The following is a 17,429-nucleotide window of genomic DNA, read 5'->3' on the forward strand; positions in this document are numbered from 1 at the left end:
AGCCCTCCCGCGCGCCGGACCCGAGCGCCGGAGGGCTCGGCAAGGTGAGGCAAACCTAAGCAAGAAATCTCGTCTGATCTGCGGAAAAACACCGCGGAATGCGTGGTGGGATGCCCCTCGCCGGAGTAGCATCGCCCGCAACGAGACGACGGAGGCCGACATGAGCATGACCCTCGACGAACTGCCCCGCGTCACCGAGTGTTCGGTGGCCGGCTGCTCCTACAACGACCACTCGCACTGCCACGCCGCGGCCGTCACGATCGGTGGCTCGGTCGGGGATGCCGAGTGCGCGACCTTCATCCCGCTGAGCGCCAAGGGCGGGCTCGACAAGGTCGTCACCCACGTCGGCGCCTGTCAGCGCTCGGAGTGCATCCACAACGACAGCCTCGAGTGCAGCGCCACGGCGGTCCGCATCGGTGCGGGCGCCGACGACGCGGACTGCCTCACCTACGAGGTGCGCTGAGCGCCTGCCGCCCGGTGCGTCCGCACCGCCACGAACTGCCCGCCCCGGTGATCCGTCCCGGGGCGGGCGTCGTCGTTCCGGGGCCGGTGGGCCTGCGCCCTCAGGCGATGCGGGTGCGCGGGCCCTCGCTGAACTGGCAGGAGGTGGCGTTCAGCCGCTCGTCGGGGTCGAGCTTGCCGAGCACCGCGCCCGCGATGTCGTAGAGCTGCTCGAGCTGCGTGGGCGTGAGGGCGTCGAGCACGTTCGCGCGCACGGTGCGCACGTGCCCGGGCGCCGCCTGTTCGAGGAGGGCGAGTCCGGCATCGGTGATGGTGGCGTTCGTCGCCCGCCGGTCTTCGGGGCACGGGAAGCGGCGCACCAGCTCGCGGGCCTCGAGGCGTCGCATGACGTGCGAGAGCCGGGGCAGGGTCGCGTTCGTGAGCGAGGCGAGCGCCGTCATGCGCATGGTGCGCTCGGGCGCGCCCGCGAGCGACATGAGCGCGACGTACTCGAAGTGGGTGAGCCCGACCTCGGTGCCGAGCTGCGCGTCGAGCGCGGTCGGCAGGAGTTCGGCGACCGCGACGAGGCGCACCCAGGCGGCGGATTCCTCGGGCGAGAGCCAGGGGGTCGGGTCGGTCATGCGCCCAGTCTACCGCAATAGTTGACGCGACAACCGAATGGGCGTAGGGTGTTGGTTGTTGGAACAACTAATGGCGTCGCAGGGCGCACGGAAGGAACGGCAATGACCACGGTCAGCATCATCGGCAGCGGCAACATGGGCAGTGCGATCGGCGCGATCGTCGCCGCGGGCGGCAACTCGGTCGAGGTGATCGGCCGCGACGCGACCGCGATCACCGGCGAGATCGTCGTGCTGGCCGTGCCCTACCCCTCGCTCGCCGAGATCGTCGAGCGCCACCGCGCCGCCCTCGCCGGCAAGATCGTCGTCGACCTCACCAACCCGCTCGACTTCTCGACCTTCGACCGCCTCGTCGTGCCCGCCGACGGCTCCGCCGCGGTCGAGCTCGCCGCGGCCCTCCCCGAGTCGACGGTGCTGAAGGCGTTCAACACGAACTTCGCCGCGACCCTCGCCTCGAAGACCGTCGGCGGCACCGCGCCCACGACCGTCCTCATCGCCGGCGACGACGACGCCGCGAAGGGCGCGCTCGCCGAGGTCGTCCGGGCCGGCGGCCTCGAGGCCGTCGACGCGGGCAGCCTCGCCCGCGCCCGCGAGCTGGAGTCGATCGGCTTCCTCCAGCTCACCCTCGCCGTGCAGGAGCGCATCTCCTGGACCGCGGGCTTCGCCCTCGTCAAGTAAGCCCGGCCGGGCCCGCAGGGCTCAGCCGCGCTCGCCTCGCAGATACGCGAGCTGCGCACGAACGGATGCCTCGGCCGCCTGGCGGACCGAGGCATCCGTGTCCGCGTAGACGAGGTCCGTGACCGCCTCCGCCGAGGCGCCGGAACCGAGCTCGGCGAGCGCCGAGCGCACCTGCTCGAGCCGCTCGGCGCGATGCGCGAGGTACGCGTCGCAGATCGCCGCGAGGTCGGGCAGCACCGCGCCGTGCGCGGGCAGCACCGGCACGGGGGCGTCCGCCGCGAGGGCGAGCGCCCGCAGCCGGGCGAGCGAGTCCAGGTAGGGCCCGAGCGCGCCGTCCGGATCCGCGATGATCGTCGTGCCGCGGCCGAGGATCGTGTCGCCCGTGAGCACCGCGGGCCCCTCCTCGCCCTGCACGAGGAAGCAGGCCGAATCGGCGGTGTGCCCCGGCGTGTGCAGCACCTCGAGCGCGAGCCCCGCCGCGCGGATCGTCTCGCCGTCCACGAGGGGCGCCGCGCCCGCGCAGTACTCGGGATCGACCGCCCGCATCGGGGCGCCGACGAGTTCGGCGAAGGCCGCGGCGCCGGCGACGTGATCGGCGTGGTGGTGGGTGATGAGCACGAGCTCGACCGGCCCGGCCGAGGCGAGCCGAGCGAGGTGCCCCGCGTCATCGGGGCCGGGATCGACGACGATCGCGTTCGCGGCGCCCGGGGCCCGCAGCACGTAGGAGTTCGTGCCGTCGAGCGTCATCGGGCCGGGGTTCGGCGCCAGCACGATCGTCGCCTCCGACGTGGCGCTTGCGCCGTCCTGCTCGTCCCGCTCGCTCACGCAGGCAGTGTACCCGTGCGGCGCTCGGGCATAGGCTGAGGGGATGGACGCCCTGAACGAGCAGGCGCCGGCCAGCACCGCCCCGCCCGAACCGCCCGCGGCCGCCCGAGCCGTGCTCGGCGCCGCCGCGACCGTCGTGCTCCTCCGCGATGGCGAGCTCGGCCTCGAGGTGCTCCTCGCCGAGCGGCCGCACGACCGCGGCTCCTTCCGCGGCGCCTGGGTGTTCCCCGGCGGCGCGGTCGACGACGCCGACGCCCACGGCGCCGCGATCGACGACGTCGAGAGCGCCCGTCGCGCCGCCGTGCGCGAGACCCGCGAGGAGATCGGCATCGACGTCGACCCGGACGAGCTCGTCGCCTTCTCGCACTGGGTGCCGCCGATGATCGCGCAGAAGCGGCTCGTCACGACCTTCTTCGCCGCCCGGATGCCCGACGGCGAGATCCGGCCCGCACCCGAGGAGCTCGTCGCCGTCGCCTGGATCCGGCCGGGGGAGGCGCTCGCGCGGCACGCCGCCGGCGCGATGACGCTGTGGCCGCCGACGTGGGTGACGCTGCACGGGCTCGCCGCCGAGGCATCCGCCGACGCCGCCCTCGCCCGGTTCCGCCGGCGCGAGCTGCACCGCTTCGCGGGCCGCTTCGACGAGGCGGGCACCACGATCCTCTGGCAGGAGGACGCCGCCTACCTCGCGACCGACGGCGACGCCGCGAGCGGGATCGGCACCGAGGGGCCGCGGCACCGACTCGTCATGACGGGGCTGCCGTGGCAGTACCTCGCCGCGTTCTGAGATGAGCGACGTCACGGTCGTCGGCAGCGGGCCGAACGGGCTCGTCGCGGCCGTCGTCGCCGCCCGCGCCGGGCTCGACGTGCTCGTGCTCGAGGCCGAGGACACGATCGGCGGCGCCACCCGCACCGCGGAGCTCACGCTGCCGGGCTTCCACCACGACGTCGGCTCCGCGGTGCACCCCGCGGCCCTCGCGTCGCCCGTGCTGCGCGAGCTCGGCCTCCTCGGGGAGGCGGGCGCCCGGCACGGACTCCGCTGGCTCGTGCCCGAGCTGTCGTACGCCCACCCGATGCCGGGCGGCGGCGCCGGGCTCGCCTGGCGGGAGCTCGAGCGCACCGTCGTCGGCCTCGGCGCCGACGGCGGCGACTGGCGTCGACTGCTGGGGCCGCTCGTCGCCCGCATCGACGGCGTCGTCGACTTCACCGGATCGCAGTTGCTCCGGATGCCCAGGGACCCCGTCGCCGCCCTCCGCTTCGGCGCGCGGGCCGTCGACCAGGGCACGAGCCTCTGGAGCTCGCGCTTCACGGGCGCCGTCGCGTCGGCCCTGTTCACGGGGGTCATCGCGCACGCCGCCGGCCGGCTGCCGAACCTCGCCTCGGCGGGCGCCGGCCTGCTGCTCGCCGCGCACGGGCACGCGGCCGGCTGGGGCTTCCCCGCGGGCGGGGCGCAGCGCATCGCCGACGCGCTCGCCGCGGAACTCCGCCGCCTCGGCGGGCGCATCGAGACCGGGATCCGGGTGCGAGAGCTCGCCGAGGTGCGCGGCAGCCGCGCCGTGCTGCTCGACACCGGCCCGGCGCTGCTCCGCACCGCGCAGCTGCCGCGCCGCTACGCGCGGGCGCTCGACCGGTTCCGCCCGGGCAGCGGCGTCGCGAAGGTCGATTTCGCCCTCGACGGGCCCGTGCCCTGGGCGAGCGCGGAGGTCGGGCTCGCCCCGACCGTGCACCTCGGCGGCACCCGCAGTGAGATCGCCGCCGCCGAGAACGCCGTGGCGGCCGGGCGGCAGCCGGGCACCGACGGCGCGCCGCGGCATCCCTTCGTCCTCGTGACCCAGCCGAGCGTGCTCGACGAGAGCCGCGCGCCGGCTGGCAAGCACGTGCTCTGGGCGTACACGCACGTGCCCGCCGGCTCCGCGTTCGACGCGACGGAGCTCGTCACCGCGGAGGTGGAGCGCTTCGCCCCCGGCTTCCGGGACGTCGTGCTCGCGCAGGTCGCGAGCAGCGCCCGCGACCTCGAGCTCGGCAACGCGAACCTCGTCGGCGGCGATCTCGGCGGCGGCGCGACGACGCTCGCGCAGCTCGTGAAGCGCCCCGTCGTCTCGCGCACGCCGTGGCGCACGCCGATCGAGGGCGTCTATCTGTGCTCCGCGTCGACCCCGCCGGGGCCCGCCGTGCACGGCATGAACGGCTGGTACGCCGCCCGGCTCGCCCTGCGCGAGCGCTTCGGCATCCGCCTGCCCGAGCTGCGGGCCTGACGCGCCGCGCCCGCGGGCGCCCGCACGCTCAGGGCGTCACCGCTCAGGCGCTCGGGGCGCCCTCGCTCGGCGCGAGCTCCACGTCCTCGACCCGCGCCTGCGGCATCACGACGGCCGCGACGATCGTCGCCGCCGCGGCGACGATCACCGCGATGAACACGGCCGTCGCCGCCTCCTGCACCGCGACGGGGGAGTGGTCGCCGAGACCCGAGCGCTCGATCACGCCGTTCGCGACGGCGCCGAAGACGGCGACGCCCACCGCGCTGCCCACCGAGCGGAGGAACATGTTCGCCCCGGTGACGACGCCCCGCTCCGCCCAAGGCACCGAGGACTGCGCCGCGATGAGCGTCGGCGAGGCGACGAGGCCGAGGCCGAGGCCGACGATGAAGCACGCGAGCGCCGCCGTCCACGGGTTCGGCACGACGGAGGCGGCGATGAGCGCGGCGGAGCCGGCGATCGCGATCACGAGGCCGATGAGCGCCGTGGTGCGGAAGCCGAGCCGGAGGTACAGCCGCCCGGACTGGGACGCGGAGATCGGCCAGCCGAGGGTCAGCGCGGCGACCGCGAGCCCGGCGACGAGCGGACTCGTCCCGGCCGAGATCTCGAGGAACGTCGGCACGTAGGAGGTGAGGCCGATGAGCACCGCGCCGACGCCGAGCGAGACGAGCGAGGTCGTGACGATGAGTCGCCGGGAGAACACCCAGAGCGGCAGCACGGGCTCGGCCGCGCGCAGCTCGATGAACACGAACGCGACGAGGAGGGCCGCGCCGACGCCGAACGCGCCGAGCGACTGCCACGACAGCCACGACCAGGCCTGCCCGCCCTCGAGGACCGCGAGGATGAGCAGGGTCAGCCCGATCGTCAGCACGATCGAGCCCGTGACGTCGATCCGGTGCTTCTCCCGCCCGAGCGACTCGTGGTACCTGCGCCACAGCACGACCGCGGCGATGATGCAGAGCGGGATGTTGATGAAGAAGATCCAGCGCCAGCTGAGGTAGCCGGCGAAGAGCCCGCCGAGCGTCGGGCCGATCACGGAGGAGGCGGCCCACACGCTCGCGATGTAGCCCTGCACCCGCGCGCGCTCGCGCACCGTGTAGATGTCGCCGGTGATCGTGATTGAGACCGGCATCACCGCGCCCGCGCCGAGCCCCTGCACGGCGCGGAAGACGATGAGCGAGGTCATGTCCCAGGCGAAGCCGCAGAGCACCGAGCCGAGCAGGAACAGCCCGATGCCGATGAGCATGATGGGCTTCCGCCCCACCGTGTCGGCGAGCTTCGCGTACACCGGCACCGAGACGGCCTGCGCGAGCAGGTAGATCGAGAACAGCCACGGGAACTGCGCGAAGCCGCCGAGATCGCGGACCACGGAGGGGACGGCCGTCGCGAGGATCGTCGAGTCGATGGCGATGAGCCCCGTCGCGAGCATGAGCGCGATGAGCACGGGCCCGCGCTCCGAGCGGAATCCGACGGCGGTCTCTGCGGTCACGGTGCTCCTTCCGGCGGGCGCGCGTCGCCCACGGGCGCGTCTTCCCCTTGAGGTCAACGCGGTCGCCGCCGGTTCATTCCGAGCACATGAGATCCGGCCTGTCAACTCGCCGTGGGGGACCTTCCGCTGCGTCACAGGCGGGGGTTACGGTCGGAGCATGCGGATTCCGTCGAAGTCCCGATCGGCCTCCGGCCCGGCGAAGGCCGAGGCCACCGTGCGCGACGCCACGAGCAAGCCGGACGTCGTCGAGCTGCCGTCGTTCCGGGTCAACGCGTTCCGCATCGGCTTCACCGCGACGCTCGGCGTCCTCGTCGCCCTCGCGCTCGGCGGCATCGTCGGCCAGCTCTCGACGGTCATCCTCTACGTCGCCCTCGCGCTCTTCCTCGCGCTCGGCCTCGACCCCGTGGTGAGCTGGATGCAGCGGCGCGGCCTGCCCCGCTGGGCCGCCATCCTCATCGTCTTCGCCGTCGTGATCGGGCTCTTCGTGGGCCTCATCGCCACCATCGTGCCGATCGTGATCACCGAGAGCACGCGCATCGTGAACGACTGGGACCGCATCGTCGTCGCCGTGCGGGAGAGCCAGCTCGTCAGCTGGATCAACGGGCTGACCGGCGGCGACTCGATCGACCAGGCGATCCAGGCGATCGGCGACTGGCTGAGCGACCCGGCGCACATCGGCTCGCTCGGCGGCGGCCTGCTCGCGGTCGGGGCGGGCATCGCCGGCGGCTTCACGGGCGCGACGATCGTGCTCATCCTCACCCTGTACTTCCTCGCCTCGCTGCGGGCGATGAAGCGCGCCTCGGCCCGCTTCGTGCCCGCCAGCTCGCGCCGCGGCTACCTCGACGTCGCCGGCGACATCACCGGCGCCGTCGGCCGCTACGTCATCGGGCAGGTGACCCTCGGCGCCGTGAACGGCGTGCTGAGCCTCATCTACCTCACGATCATCGGGGCGCCGGCGCCGATCCTCCTGGCGTTCGTCGCGTTCCTCTGCTCGCTCGTGCCCCTCATCGGCACGCTCACGGGCGCGGTGATCATCTCGCTCGTGTCGTTCGCGGCCTCGCCCGTGACGGCGCTCGCCGCGGCGATCTACTACCTCGTCTACATGCAGGTCGAGGCGTACGTCATCAGCCCCCGCATCATGAACAAGGCGGTCGCGGTGCCGGGCGCCCTCGTCGTCATCGCAGCGGTCGCGGGCGGCACGCTCGGCGGCGTGCTGGGCGCGCTCGTCGCGATCCCGGTCGCCGCGTCGATCATCATCATCCTCGAGAAGGTCGTCTTCCCCCGCCAGGACGCCCGCTGAGCCGGCGGGCGCCGGCCGGCGGGGCGCCGGGACCGGATGCCGCGCCAGGATCGGATGTGCCGGGACCGGATGCCGCGCCAGGAGCCGCCGCGCTGCGCCACCGGGATCAGACGGCGTTCGCGGCGGCCGCCGTGTGCGCTGTCGCCGCCGCGTTGATCTGGTGGCTCTGGGTCGCGCCGATCGTGCAGTCGGTGGCGGCCGCCGATTCGCGCCCGCTCGGAGAAGCGGTGACCGTCGAGCTCGCCGCGGGCGAGCACGCCGGCGTCTGGGCCCGCGGGATCGCCGCGAACCTCGGCACCGTCGAGTGCCGTGCGACGGGTCCCGGCGGCGGCGCGCTCGCGATGCGGACGGGCCCGTCGCTCGACTGGGACGACACGCTCTGGTGGATGACCCCGAAGCCCGGGTTCGTCCAGGTGCTGCGGTTCACGGCGGACGACGCGGGCAGCTACGCCGTGAGCTGCCGCGATTCGCTCGAGACCTACGACGCCGAGGTGCTCGTCGCGGGCGACGCGTTCGGCAGCGGCGTCCTGGGCCTCGGCGCCGGAGGCGCGAGCCGGTTCCCGATCGGCAGCGTGCTCGCCTTCGGTGCGGTCGTACTGCCCGCCGTCGCGGTGCTGATCCCGGTCGTCATCCTGCTGCGACGGGCGGGCACCCGGGTGCGCGAGCGGCGACGGCGGACCGCGTCGGAGGCCGCGTTCAGAACCAGATGCTGAGGCGCGGGGCGCGGCTCGCCGAGAACAGCCGGTCGGCGACGGCGAGGGAGCCGGGGCCCGTCTCCGCGACGCGACCGGCCCGGGCGAGGAGGCTCGCGCGGGCGTCGCCGAGGTACATGGCGGCGAGCGCGTCGACACCGAGGCGGAGGCCGTGCACGGGCTTGGAGCGCCGGGCCGCCCTCGTCTCGGACGAGGGGTCCTCCGCCCCGTCGTCGAGGCGCTGCACCTCGGCGACGCCGCGGGCCGAGACCTCGAGCGCGTAGCGGCCGGCGGCGTGCCCGAGCGGATCGTCGAGCTCGAGCACGAGCGAGGCGGGGCCCTCGTAGCGGCGCGCCTCGAGGGCGGCTGCGGGGTCGAGGATGCGGAGCCAGAGGTGGTCGCCGACCGTCGTCGTGATGGCGCGCTGGTCGGCGAGCAGCCAGCGGAGGGGCTCGTCGACGGAGCGGAGCCCGGCCCGGATCGTCGACACGAAGTCCTGCTCGAGGAGGAACCGCCAGAGCGCCGCCTCCGCGTCGTCGGTCGCGGCGGCGAGGAAGTCGAACTCGACGACGCCGGCGCCCATGCCGTCGCGGGTGATCCGGTAGGAGACGAAGCCCTGGGCCTGCCCCCGTTCGTCGTCGTAGCGGGCGACGCGGGTGGCCCGGGCGCGCTCGCCCGCGGGATCGTCGAGCCCGAGCATCCGGTCGACGAGGGCGGGCCAGCGGTCGATCTCGCCCGGGGTGCGCGCGACCTGCCGCCGCACGATCTGGCCGGCGGCGCGGCGGAACGCGGCGGCGTCGGTGACGTACCGAACCCGGCCGGGCGCCTCGGCCCCCGCCCAGACGGCGCGGCGCCGGTCGACCTCGAGCGTCGCCGCCCGCGCGGCGGGGGCGAAGCCGTAGCGGCCGTAGAGCGTCGCCTCGGTCGCGGTGAGCATCGCGACCGCGGCGCCCGCGGTGACGGCGTTCGCGAGCTCGCCCTCCATCATCGCGCGGGCGATGCCCCGTCGCCGGTGCGTCGCGGCGACGGTGACGGCGGCGACGGCCCAGCCATCGACGCTGCGCCCGCCGGGGACGCTGAGGGCGGTCGGCCAGCTGGCGACCGTGGCGACGGGGATGGGGCCGTCGAGTCCAGGATCGTAGACGCCGTGGACGCGGCGCTCCTGGAGGAGCGCGACCTCCCGCTCGAGGAACTCGGGGGTCGGACGCGGGTGGTGGAAGCCGCGGTTGTCGGCCTCCGACCAGCCGGCGAGCGCGTCGCGGTCGTCGGGCGCGAGCAGCCGGTAGTCGAGGCCGAGCTCGCCGAGGCGCGCCGTCGTGGCCGGGTCTGCGGGGAAGGCTCGGAAGTCGCTCGACACGTCCGCCACCCTACCGACCTCGGCTGAGCGCCGGCTCCCCGTCCGCCCCGCGGCGCTCGCCCGCGCGGGCGTCGATGCGCTAGCATGGATGTCTCGAATCGATTCGATCCCCGGGGGCCATCGGCGCCCCGGGCGCGGGTGCTCGACCCGCGCGCGATCCGAGCCCGGTTCCAGCACCTCCGGAGCCGATCCTGACGGGCCCAGCCGCCCGCCGGTCACGCACCGCCGTTCCACTACCGCCGTTCCGCCGCCGTCCAGCCGACGCATCCGCCCAGGGAGCCCATGTCCACCGCCTCCATTCCGATCATCCGTCCCGACGACACCGGCTCGGTGTCCGCCGTCCACGTGCACCCCGGCGACCGCCTGAGCCGCCGCCAGCGCCTCGTCTACGTGCTCGTGCTCGGCGCGCTCACCGCGCTCGGGCCGTTCACGGTCGACCTCTACCTGCCCGCCTTCCCGGTGCTGCAGGACGAGCTCGGGGTGAGCGCCGCCGCGGTGCAGCTGACGCTCACCGGGACGATGATCGGCTTCGGATTCGGGCAGCTCATCGTCGGGCCGTGGAGCGACAAGGTCGGCCGGCGGCTGCCGCTCATCCTCTCCACCCTGCTGCACATCGGGGCGTCGATCGGTGCGGCGTTCGCCCCCGACATCACCTGGCTCGCCGTCTTCCGCCTGCTGCAGGGCTTCGGCGCCGCGGCCGGCGGCGTCGTGGCGATGGCGATGGTGCGCGACCTCTTCGGCGGCAAGCCGCTCGTGCGCATGCTCTCCCGCCTCGCCCTCGTGAACGGGCTCGCCCCCGTGCTCGCGCCCGTCATCGGCTCGCAGCTCCTCCAGGTCATGGACTGGCGGGGCATCTTCTGGGTGCTCGCCGCCTACGGCGTGGTCGTCGTGCTCTGCGTCTCGTTCCTCATCATCGAGACGCTGCCGAAGCAGCGCCGGCACGCCGCCGGGCACTCGACGATGCGCGAGCGCTACCGCGCGCTCTTCCGCGACCGCGTCTACCTCGGCGCCGCGATCGTCGGCGGCATGGTCTTCACCGGGCTGTTCGGCTACCTCTCGACCTCTTCGTTCCTGTTCCAGGAGGTGCACGGCTTCACCGCGCAGCAGTACGGCATCCTCTTCGGCGTGAACTCGATCGGGATCATCATCGGCGTGCAGACGAGCTCGCGGCTCATGCGCGGCCGGGTGCAGCCGCAGTGGATCCTCGCGGTGACGACCCTCGTGCTGCTCGGCTCGGCGATCGCGATCGCGGTGCTCGACCTCACCGGCGCCGGCCTCTGGGGCACGATCGTGCCGCTCTTCCTCTTCATCATGGCGTGCGGCTTCTCCTTCCCGGCCGTGCAGATCCTCGCGCTCGCCTCGCACGGGAACGAGGCCGGCACGGCGGCCTCCCTCCTCGGCGCGCTGAACTTCGGCCTCGCCGGGCTCATCTCGCCGCTCATCGGGCTGATGGGCGTCGGCAGCGCGGTGCCCATGGCGGTCGTGATGACCGCCGCGGCCGTCGTGGCGATCGCCGCGCTGTGGGCGCTCGTGCGCCCGCGCAGCGTGCCGCCGCTCAGCGACTGAGCCCGGGCGGCTAGCGTGGGCGCATGGCCCACGAGCAATCGGACATCGCGGATGCCCCGGCGGCACGCCGCCTGCACCGCCGGGTGATCGTCGCCGCCGGCGTCGGCGTGCTCCTCGTGGCGGTGCTGCTCGGCGGCCTCATCGCGGTGCGCAACGGGGTGATCGGCGTCGACGAGGTCTGGGCGGGGGAGGTCGTCGGCTTCCGCGGCGCGTTCGGCGACGCCGTCGCGTTCACGATGAACCGGCTCGGCGGCGGCGCGATCGGCGTCTTCGTGGTGCCGCTCGGCGGGGCGGTCGTGCTGCTCCTCTGCCGTCGGCCCTGGGGCGCGGCGTTCTTCCTCGTCGCCTCGGCCGCGAGCGCCGGGGTCGTGCAGCTGCTGAAGCACCTCTTCGGCCGGGCCCGGCCCGAGGACATGCTGGTCACGAGCGACTTCGGGTCATTCCCCTCGGGGCATGTGGCGAACGCCGCGACGATCGCCGTGGTGGTCGGCATCATCGCCCCGCGGCTCTGGGTGTGGGCGCTCGGCGTGGCCTACACGCTGCTGATGGCGTTCACCCGCACGTACCTCGGCGTGCACTGGCTCACCGACACCATCGCCGGCGCGCTCGTCGGCGTCGGCGTCGCGCTCGTCGGCTGGGCGGTCTTCGCGCGCCCGCTCGAGCACGAGCGGCAGCGCTGGCGACGGCGACGGGACGGCGCGACCGGCGACGCGAACAGCGCGAACAGCGCGGACGGCGCGGACGGCGCGACCGGCGACGCGGGCGACGCGGATGCCTCGATCCGACGCAGCACGGATGGCGCGCCCGGAGCCGCGCCCGATCAGGCCGGGTGATCGCCGCCGGCGAGCTGGTCGAGCACGTGGTCGAGCACCTCGTCGAGCACGCCGAGCCCGTCGCGGACCCCGCCCGAGGAGCCGGGCAGGTTCACGACCAGCGCGCCGGCGGCGATGCCGGCTCGGCCGCGGCTGAGGAGGGCCGTCGGCGTCGTCGCGGCGCCGCGGCGGCGGAGCTCCTCGCCGAAGCCGGGCAGCTCGCGGTCGAGCACCGCGGCGGTCGCCTCCGGCACGGTGTCGCCCGGGGCGATGCCGGTGCCGCCGGTCGAGACGACGACGGCGGGGCTCGTGGCGAGCGCGGTCTCGAGCGCGATCGCGAAGTCCGGGCCGTCGGCGACGACGGTCGGCCCGTCGACGGCGAAGCCGCGCTCGCGGAGCCACTCGACGATGACGGGGCCGGTGCGGTCCTCGTAGACGCCGGCGGCGGCGCGGGTCGAGGAGACGAGGACGACGGCGTGCGCGCCGCCGGGTCCCGCCTGCCGGGTGCCGGCGCTCACGCGCGGCTCCACTCGCCGCGCTTGCCGCCAGACTTCGCGAGCACGCAGAGGTCGGTGATCACGGCTTCGTGGTCGACGGCCTTGATCATGTCGTAGAGCGTCAGGGCCGCGACGCTCGCCGCGGTGAGCGCCTCCATCTCGACGCCGGTGACGCCGTTCGTGGTCGCGGTCGCGACGATCCGGACCCGGTCGCCGGCGGGCTCGAAGTCGACCGCGAGCTTCGTGAGGGGGAGCGGATGGCAGAGCGGGATGAGCGCTGCGGTCTGCTTCGCGGCCATGATGCCGGCGATGCGCGCGGTGCCGAGCGCCTCGCCCTTCGGCAGGGTGCCGTCGGCGACGCGCGCGACGACGTCGTCGCGGGTGACGAGCACGGCCTGCGCGCTCGCGGTGCGGCGGGTGACCGCCTTGTCGGTGACGTCGACCATGTGAGCCGATCCGTCGGCGCGCAGGTGGGTGAGGCCGGAATCGGGCTCGTCAGTCATCGATCCTCCAGACGTCGACGGGGGCGCCGGCCGGCAGCCGGTCGACGCCGACGGGGATGTGCACGAGCACGGTGGCCCGGGCGTAGGCGTGCAGCAGGTGCGAGCTCGGGGCGCCGACCTCGACGGCCCCGTCGCCGTCGATGACGCCCCGGCGCACCTGGTGCTTCGCGAGCGGGGAGACGAGCTCGTGGGCGAGCGGCAGCGTCGCGCGGTGGCGGTCGGGCGCGAGGCCCTCGAGCCGGCGCAGCACGGGGCGGAGGAAGAGCTCGAAGGAGACGAGGGCGCTCACCGGGTTGCCGGGGAACGCGACGACCGGAACCGCGTCGCGCTCGCCGTCGGCGGCATCGCCGAGCGGCACCAGCCCGAGCCCCTGCGGGCCGCCCGGCTGGATCGCGACCTTCTCGAAGGCGACGCCGAGGGGGCCGAGCGCCTCGCGGACGACCTCGAACGCGCCCTCGCTCACTCCGCCGCTCGTGAGGATCAGGTCGACCCTCGGGGCCGCCGAGGCGATGGCGGCGCGCAGGGAGGCGGCGTCGTCGGGCGAGACCGCCTCGACCACCTCGGCGCCGCAGCGGCGGAGCGCGGCGGAGAGCATCGTCGTGTTCGCGTCGTGGATCTGCCCGGGCCGGAGCTCGGCGCCCGGCGGTCGCAGCTCGTGGCCCGTCGAGACGAGCAGCACGCGCACGCGACGGCGCACCGGGATGCTCGTCACCCCGGCCGCGGCGAGCGAGCCGAGCTGGGCGGGGCCGAGGTGGGTGCCCGCGGCGAGGAGGAGCGCACCGGCGGCGACGTCGCTGCCCGCGGGGCGGATGAAGGCGCCGCGCTCGACCGGGGCGGTGAAGCCGACCGTCGTCTGCACGGGGGAGTCGTGGTGCCGCTCGGAGATGCCGACGAAGGCGGGCGGGTCCGCCGCCTCGATCGGGACGACGGCGTCGGCGCCGCGGGGGATCGGCGCCCCCGTCATGACGGGCGAGGCGGTGCCGGGGGCCAGTTCGAAGACGTGGTCGCCGGCGGCGCTCGTCGGGCCGATCGGCAGTTGGACCGGCGCCGTCGGGCTCGCGCCGGCGAGCTCGGCCGATCGCAGGGCGTAGCCGTCCATCTGGGAGTTGTCGAAGCCGGGCAGGTCGATCGGGCACACGACGTCGGCGGCGAGGACGCGCCCGAGGGCGTCGCCGGCGGCGAGGCTCGCCTCCTCGGCGCCGAGCCTCGCCCCGAGCGGGGCGAGCAGCTCGGTGACCGCACGACGGTGTTCGGCGTAGCTGCGCATGGGTTCAGCCTAAACGGCGGATGCCGCGACGGCTCAGCCGCCGGCGAAGGGCGGCAGCAGATCGACCGCGGCGCCGATCGGGGTGCCCGGATCGCGGCGGACGGTGCCGTCGACGAGGAAGGAGCCGTGCTGCAGCACCCGCTGCATCGGCGCCCCGTAGCGCTCGGCGAGCAGCTCGCGGAGCGCGCCCACGGTCGCCTCGCCGAGCTCGAGCCGCTCCTCCTCGCAGCCCGCCGCGTCGGCGGCCGCCGCGAAGTAGCGCACCGTCACGAGGGTCATGCGATCGATGCTACCCGACGATGGAATCCTGCATCCGCTCCGCGGAAAAGTGCCGCGGGTACACTGACCGGATGACCCAGCCGATCGTCGCGCCCGGCGCACCGCTCAGCGCCGAGCGCGTGAGCCGGCACAGCCGTCAGCTCATGCTGCCCGGCTACGGCGAGGACGCGCAACGCCGGCTCGCCGCGGCGCGCGTGCTCGTGATCGGCGCCGGCGGCCTCGGCAGCGCCGTGGTCCCCGCCCTCGCGGGCTCCGGCGTCGGCACGATCGGCATCGCCGACGACGACGAGGTGGAGCTCAGCAACCTGCCCCGGCAGCTCAGCCACGGCGTCGCCGACCTCGGCCGCCCGAAGGTCGACTCGCTCGCCGACACGGTCGCCGCGATCGATCCCGAGTGCCGGGTCGTCCGGCACCGGGTGCGGCTCACCGCGGCGAACCTGCCCGGCATCCTCGCCGACTACGACCTCGTCGTCGACGGCAGCGACAACTTCCCCACCCGCTACCTCGCGAACGACGCGGCCCACCTCGCCGGCGTCCCGCTCGTCTGGGGCGCGATCCTGCGCTACCAGGGGCAGCTCGGCGTCGCCTGGCGCGGGCACGGCCCCGGCTACCGCGACCTGTTCCCGAGCCCGCCCGCGCCGGGCGAGGTGCCCTCGTGCGAGCTCGGCGGGGTGCTGCCGACGCTGTGCCTCACGATCGGCGCGATGCTCGCGGGCGAGGTCGTGAAGCTCGTCACGGGCATCGGCGAGCCGCTCCTCGGCCGGGTGCTGAGCTACGACGCGCTGAGCGGGCGCAGCCGGGAGATCCCTTACGGCGCCGACCCCGAGGCGGCGGAGATCACCGGTCTCGTCGACTACGAGCGCTTCTGCGGGCTGCCGCCGGCCGGGGCATCCGCGGACGCCCCGGCCGAGGCGATCTCGGCGGCCGAGCTGCTGCGCCGGCTCCGCGCCGGCGACCCCCTGCGCCTCCTCGACGTGCGCGAGCCCGAGGAGGCGGCGCTCCGGCGCATCGCGGGCAGCGAGCTCGTGCCGCTCGGCGAGCTTCTCGGCGGGGCCGAGCCCGCGCCGGGCGACGCGCCCCTCGTCGTGTACTGCGAGCTCGGTCTGCGCTCGGCGCGCGCCGCCGCGGCGCTCACCGCCCGCGGGCACGCGGGCGTCGTCTCCCTCGACGGCGGCCTCGAGCGCTTCGCCGCACTCGGCCCCGACCACCTCACCCGATGACCCGCAGCGAAAGCGAGCCCGCGATGCCCCAGCAAGCCAGGCCGGACTCCGGCGCGAGCGCGCCGTACGCCCTCGTCTCGGAAGCGCCCCTCGACGCCGAGGCGGTGCGGCGCGCCGTCGAGAGCGACGCCACGGGCGCCGTCGTCGTGTTCCACGGCGTGGTGCGCGACCACGACGGCGGCCGCGCCGTGCGCGCGCTCGACTACCGTGCGCACCCCGAGGCGGAGCGCTTCCTCGCCGAGTGCGTGCGCCGCATCCGCGAGGAGACCGGCTTCGCCGTCGCCGCCGCCCACCGCGTCGGCGACCTCGCGATCGGCGACGTGGCGCTCGTCGCCGCGGCCGGCGCCGGGCACCGGGCGCAGGCCTTCGACGCGTGCGAGCGCCTCGTCGAGCTCGTGAAGCAGGAGGTGCCCATCTGGAAGCGGCAGCACTTCGACGACGGGGTCTCGGAGTGGGTCGGGCTCTGAGCCTCCGGGCACCGGGACGCGAGCGCCTCAGCCGCCGATGTAGCTCATCTCGATCTTCTGCCGTGCGGCCCGCAGCTCGGGGGTGAGCGTCGCGCGCAGCTCCGAGTAGCGGTCGTCGCGGGCGCCCCAGATGGCGCCCATCGCGCGGGCGAGCTCGACGTCGTCGGCCCCGCCGCGGAGGAGCGCCCGCAGGTCGTGCCCCTCGCTCGCGAAGAGGCAGGTGTAGAGCTTGCCCTCGGTCGAGATGCGGGCGCGGTTGCAGGTGCCGCAGAAGGCGTTCGTGACGCTCGAGATGACGCCGATCTCGCCCTCGCCGTCGGCGTAGCGCCAGCGCGCGGCCGTCTCGCCGGGGGCCGAGCGGCCGATCGGCACGAGCGGCAGCTCCGCGCCGATCCGCGCCACGATCTCGGCGGAGGGCACGACCTCGCCGAGCTCCCAGCCGTTGGACGTGCCGACGTCCATGTACTCGATGAAGCGCAGCGTGTACGGGGTGCCTTTGAAGTGCCGGGCCATGGCCACGACCTCGTCGTCGTTCAGCCCGCGCTTCACGACCATGTTCAGCTTGATCGGGCCGAGCCCGGCCTCGTGGGCGGCGTCGATGCCGGCGAGCACGCGGGCCACCGGGAAGCGCACGTCGTTCATCTCCTGGAAGCGGGCGTCGTCGAGCGAGTCGAGCGAGACCGTGACCCGGGTGAGCCCGGCCTCGCGGAGCGCACGCGCCTTCACCGCGAGGGCGGCGCCGTTCGTGGTGAGGGCGAGCTCGAGCGGCCGCCCGTCGGGCGTGCGGAGCTCGGCGAGCCGGGCGACGAGTTCCTCGACGCCGCGGCGGAGGAGCGGCTCGCCGCCGGTGAGCCGCAGCTTCTCGACCCCGTGCGCGGCGGCCACCCGGGCGATGCGCACGATCTCGTCGAAGCTCAGCAGCTCCTCGCGGTCGAGGAAGGCGTAGTCGCGGCCGAACACGGTCTTCGGCATGCAGTAGACGCAGCGGAAGTTGCAGCGATCGGTGATCGAGATGCGGAGGTCGCGCATGGGGCGGTCGAGCCGATCGGGCAGCACGCCGGACGCCGGCAGTCGCCTGGCTCCGCCCGTTCCGGCCTGCGCCGGCGTCGTGATCGTCATCGTCACCCCCTCGTGGGCGTCTACCGTAAC

General features: G+C 74.8%; 19 protein-coding genes. 10 read left to right on the top strand and 9 right to left on the bottom strand.

Translation table 11 applies throughout. From position 1 onward, the window contains the following. The first annotated feature begins 160 nt into the window (after positions 1-160). Positions 161-463 (top strand): DUF1540 domain-containing protein, encoded by a 303-nt coding sequence (locus ROT00_RS12875; RefSeq protein ID WP_404775427.1) that lies wholly within the window; start codon positions 161-163, stop codon positions 461-463. Between the two features lie 100 nt (positions 464-563). On the opposite strand, the gene ROT00_RS12880 is transcribed toward ROT00_RS12875, so the two are convergent. Next, positions 564-1,082, bottom strand: a complete 519-nt coding sequence (locus tag ROT00_RS12880; protein WP_404775428.1) for a MarR family winged helix-turn-helix transcriptional regulator — start codon at positions 1,080-1,082, stop codon at positions 564-566. Between the two features lie 102 nt (positions 1,083-1,184). Here ROT00_RS12880 and ROT00_RS12885 point away from each other — a divergent pair, with 102 nt between their 5' ends. After that, entirely contained in the window at positions 1,185-1,757 is a 573-nt protein-coding gene (locus ROT00_RS12885) for an NADPH-dependent F420 reductase (RefSeq protein ID WP_404775429.1), read from the top strand. 21 nt (positions 1,758-1,778) lie between these two features. Here the strand turns inward: ROT00_RS12885 and ROT00_RS12890 are convergent, their stop codons facing one another. After that, on the bottom strand, positions 1,779-2,504 hold the full coding sequence (locus tag ROT00_RS12890; RefSeq protein ID WP_404775487.1) for an MBL fold metallo-hydrolase: 726 nt from the start codon (positions 2,502-2,504) through the stop codon (positions 1,779-1,781). A 121-nt stretch (positions 2,505-2,625) separates the two neighbouring features. On the opposite strand from ROT00_RS12890, the gene ROT00_RS12895 reads away from it, so the two are divergent. Both ROT00_RS12895 and ROT00_RS12900 read left to right on the top strand, forming a co-directional pair. Continuing rightward, entirely contained in the window at positions 2,626-3,366 is a 741-nt protein-coding gene (locus ROT00_RS12895) for an NUDIX hydrolase (RefSeq protein WP_404775430.1), read from the top strand. Position 3,367: 1 nt separating this feature from the next. Further along, on the top strand, positions 3,368-4,834 hold the full coding sequence (locus tag ROT00_RS12900) for a phytoene desaturase family protein (protein WP_404775431.1): 1,467 nt from the start codon (positions 3,368-3,370) through the stop codon (positions 4,832-4,834). A 43-nt stretch (positions 4,835-4,877) separates the two neighbouring features. On the opposite strand, the gene ROT00_RS12905 is transcribed toward ROT00_RS12900, so the two are convergent. Further along, complete coding sequence (locus ROT00_RS12905; RefSeq protein WP_404775488.1) at positions 4,878-6,260, bottom strand: MDR family MFS transporter; 1,383 nt, start codon at positions 6,258-6,260, stop codon at positions 4,878-4,880. 217 nt (positions 6,261-6,477) lie between these two features. Here ROT00_RS12905 and ROT00_RS12910 point away from each other — a divergent pair, with 217 nt between their 5' ends. Together ROT00_RS12910 and ROT00_RS12915 are read left to right on the top strand one after the other, a co-directional pair. Next, on the top strand, positions 6,478-7,620 hold the full coding sequence (locus tag ROT00_RS12910) for an AI-2E family transporter (protein ID WP_404775432.1): 1,143 nt from the start codon (positions 6,478-6,480) through the stop codon (positions 7,618-7,620). Between the two features lie 56 nt (positions 7,621-7,676). Then, positions 7,677-8,333, top strand: a complete 657-nt coding sequence (locus ROT00_RS12915) for a hypothetical protein (protein ID WP_404775433.1) — start codon at positions 7,677-7,679, stop codon at positions 8,331-8,333. Here the strand turns inward: ROT00_RS12915 and ROT00_RS12920 are convergent. Beyond that, on the bottom strand, positions 8,317-9,669 hold the full coding sequence (locus tag ROT00_RS12920; RefSeq protein ID WP_404775434.1) for a GNAT family N-acetyltransferase: 1,353 nt from the start codon (positions 9,667-9,669) through the stop codon (positions 8,317-8,319). The genes ROT00_RS12915 and ROT00_RS12920 overlap by 17 nt on opposite strands. A gap of 282 nt (positions 9,670-9,951) precedes the next feature. Here ROT00_RS12920 and ROT00_RS12925 point away from each other — a divergent pair, with 282 nt between their 5' ends. Both ROT00_RS12925 and ROT00_RS12930 read left to right on the top strand, forming a co-directional pair. Then, entirely contained in the window at positions 9,952-11,235 is a 1,284-nt protein-coding gene (locus tag ROT00_RS12925) for a multidrug effflux MFS transporter (RefSeq protein ID WP_404775435.1), read from the top strand. Positions 11,236-11,258: 23 nt separating this feature from the next. Further along, entirely contained in the window at positions 11,259-12,068 is an 810-nt protein-coding gene (locus tag ROT00_RS12930) for a phosphatase PAP2 family protein (RefSeq protein WP_404775436.1), read from the top strand. Here the strand turns inward: ROT00_RS12930 and ROT00_RS12935 are convergent. From ROT00_RS12935 to ROT00_RS12950, 4 genes are read right to left on the bottom strand one after another with little or no spacing between them, the layout of a single operon-like run. Beyond that, positions 12,056-12,565, bottom strand: coding sequence for a MogA/MoaB family molybdenum cofactor biosynthesis protein (locus tag ROT00_RS12935; protein WP_404775437.1), 510 nt, complete (start codon positions 12,563-12,565; stop codon positions 12,056-12,058). The genes ROT00_RS12930 and ROT00_RS12935 overlap by 13 nt on opposite strands. Further along, positions 12,562-13,047, bottom strand: a complete 486-nt coding sequence (gene moaC / locus ROT00_RS12940; RefSeq protein ID WP_404775438.1) for a cyclic pyranopterin monophosphate synthase MoaC — start codon at positions 13,045-13,047, stop codon at positions 12,562-12,564. Before moaC ends, ROT00_RS12935 begins: the two co-directional genes overlap by 4 nt. Beyond that, on the bottom strand, positions 13,040-14,314 hold the full coding sequence (locus ROT00_RS12945; RefSeq protein WP_404775439.1) for a molybdopterin molybdotransferase MoeA: 1,275 nt from the start codon (positions 14,312-14,314) through the stop codon (positions 13,040-13,042). Before ROT00_RS12945 ends, moaC begins: the two co-directional genes overlap by 8 nt. A 33-nt stretch (positions 14,315-14,347) precedes the next feature. Further along, positions 14,348-14,593, bottom strand: a complete 246-nt coding sequence (locus ROT00_RS12950) for a MoaD/ThiS family protein (RefSeq protein ID WP_404775440.1) — start codon at positions 14,591-14,593, stop codon at positions 14,348-14,350. A gap of 71 nt (positions 14,594-14,664) precedes the next feature. Here ROT00_RS12950 and ROT00_RS12955 point away from each other — a divergent pair, with 71 nt between their 5' ends. Together ROT00_RS12955 and ROT00_RS12960 are read left to right on the top strand one after the other, a co-directional pair. Beyond that, the gene (locus ROT00_RS12955; protein ID WP_404775441.1) at positions 14,665-15,813 is read left to right on the top strand and encodes a ThiF family adenylyltransferase; all 1,149 of its coding nucleotides are present in this window, start codon (positions 14,665-14,667) and stop codon (positions 15,811-15,813) included. Further along, entirely contained in the window at positions 15,810-16,280 is a 471-nt protein-coding gene (locus ROT00_RS12960) for a molybdenum cofactor biosynthesis protein MoaE (protein WP_404775442.1), read from the top strand. Before ROT00_RS12955 ends, ROT00_RS12960 begins: the two co-directional genes overlap by 4 nt. Positions 16,281-16,307: 27 nt before the next feature. Here ROT00_RS12960 and moaA read toward each other — a convergent pair whose 3' ends face one another. Then, positions 16,308-17,399: a GTP 3',8-cyclase MoaA gene (moaA, locus tag ROT00_RS12965; protein WP_404775443.1), complete on the bottom strand. Its 1,092-nt coding sequence runs from the start codon at positions 17,397-17,399 to the stop codon at positions 16,308-16,310. Positions 17,400-17,429 lie beyond the last annotated feature (30 nt).

Source organism: Agromyces mediolanus, assembly GCF_044917495.1.
GTDB lineage: Bacteria > Actinomycetota > Actinomycetes > Actinomycetales > Microbacteriaceae > Agromyces > Agromyces mediolanus_B.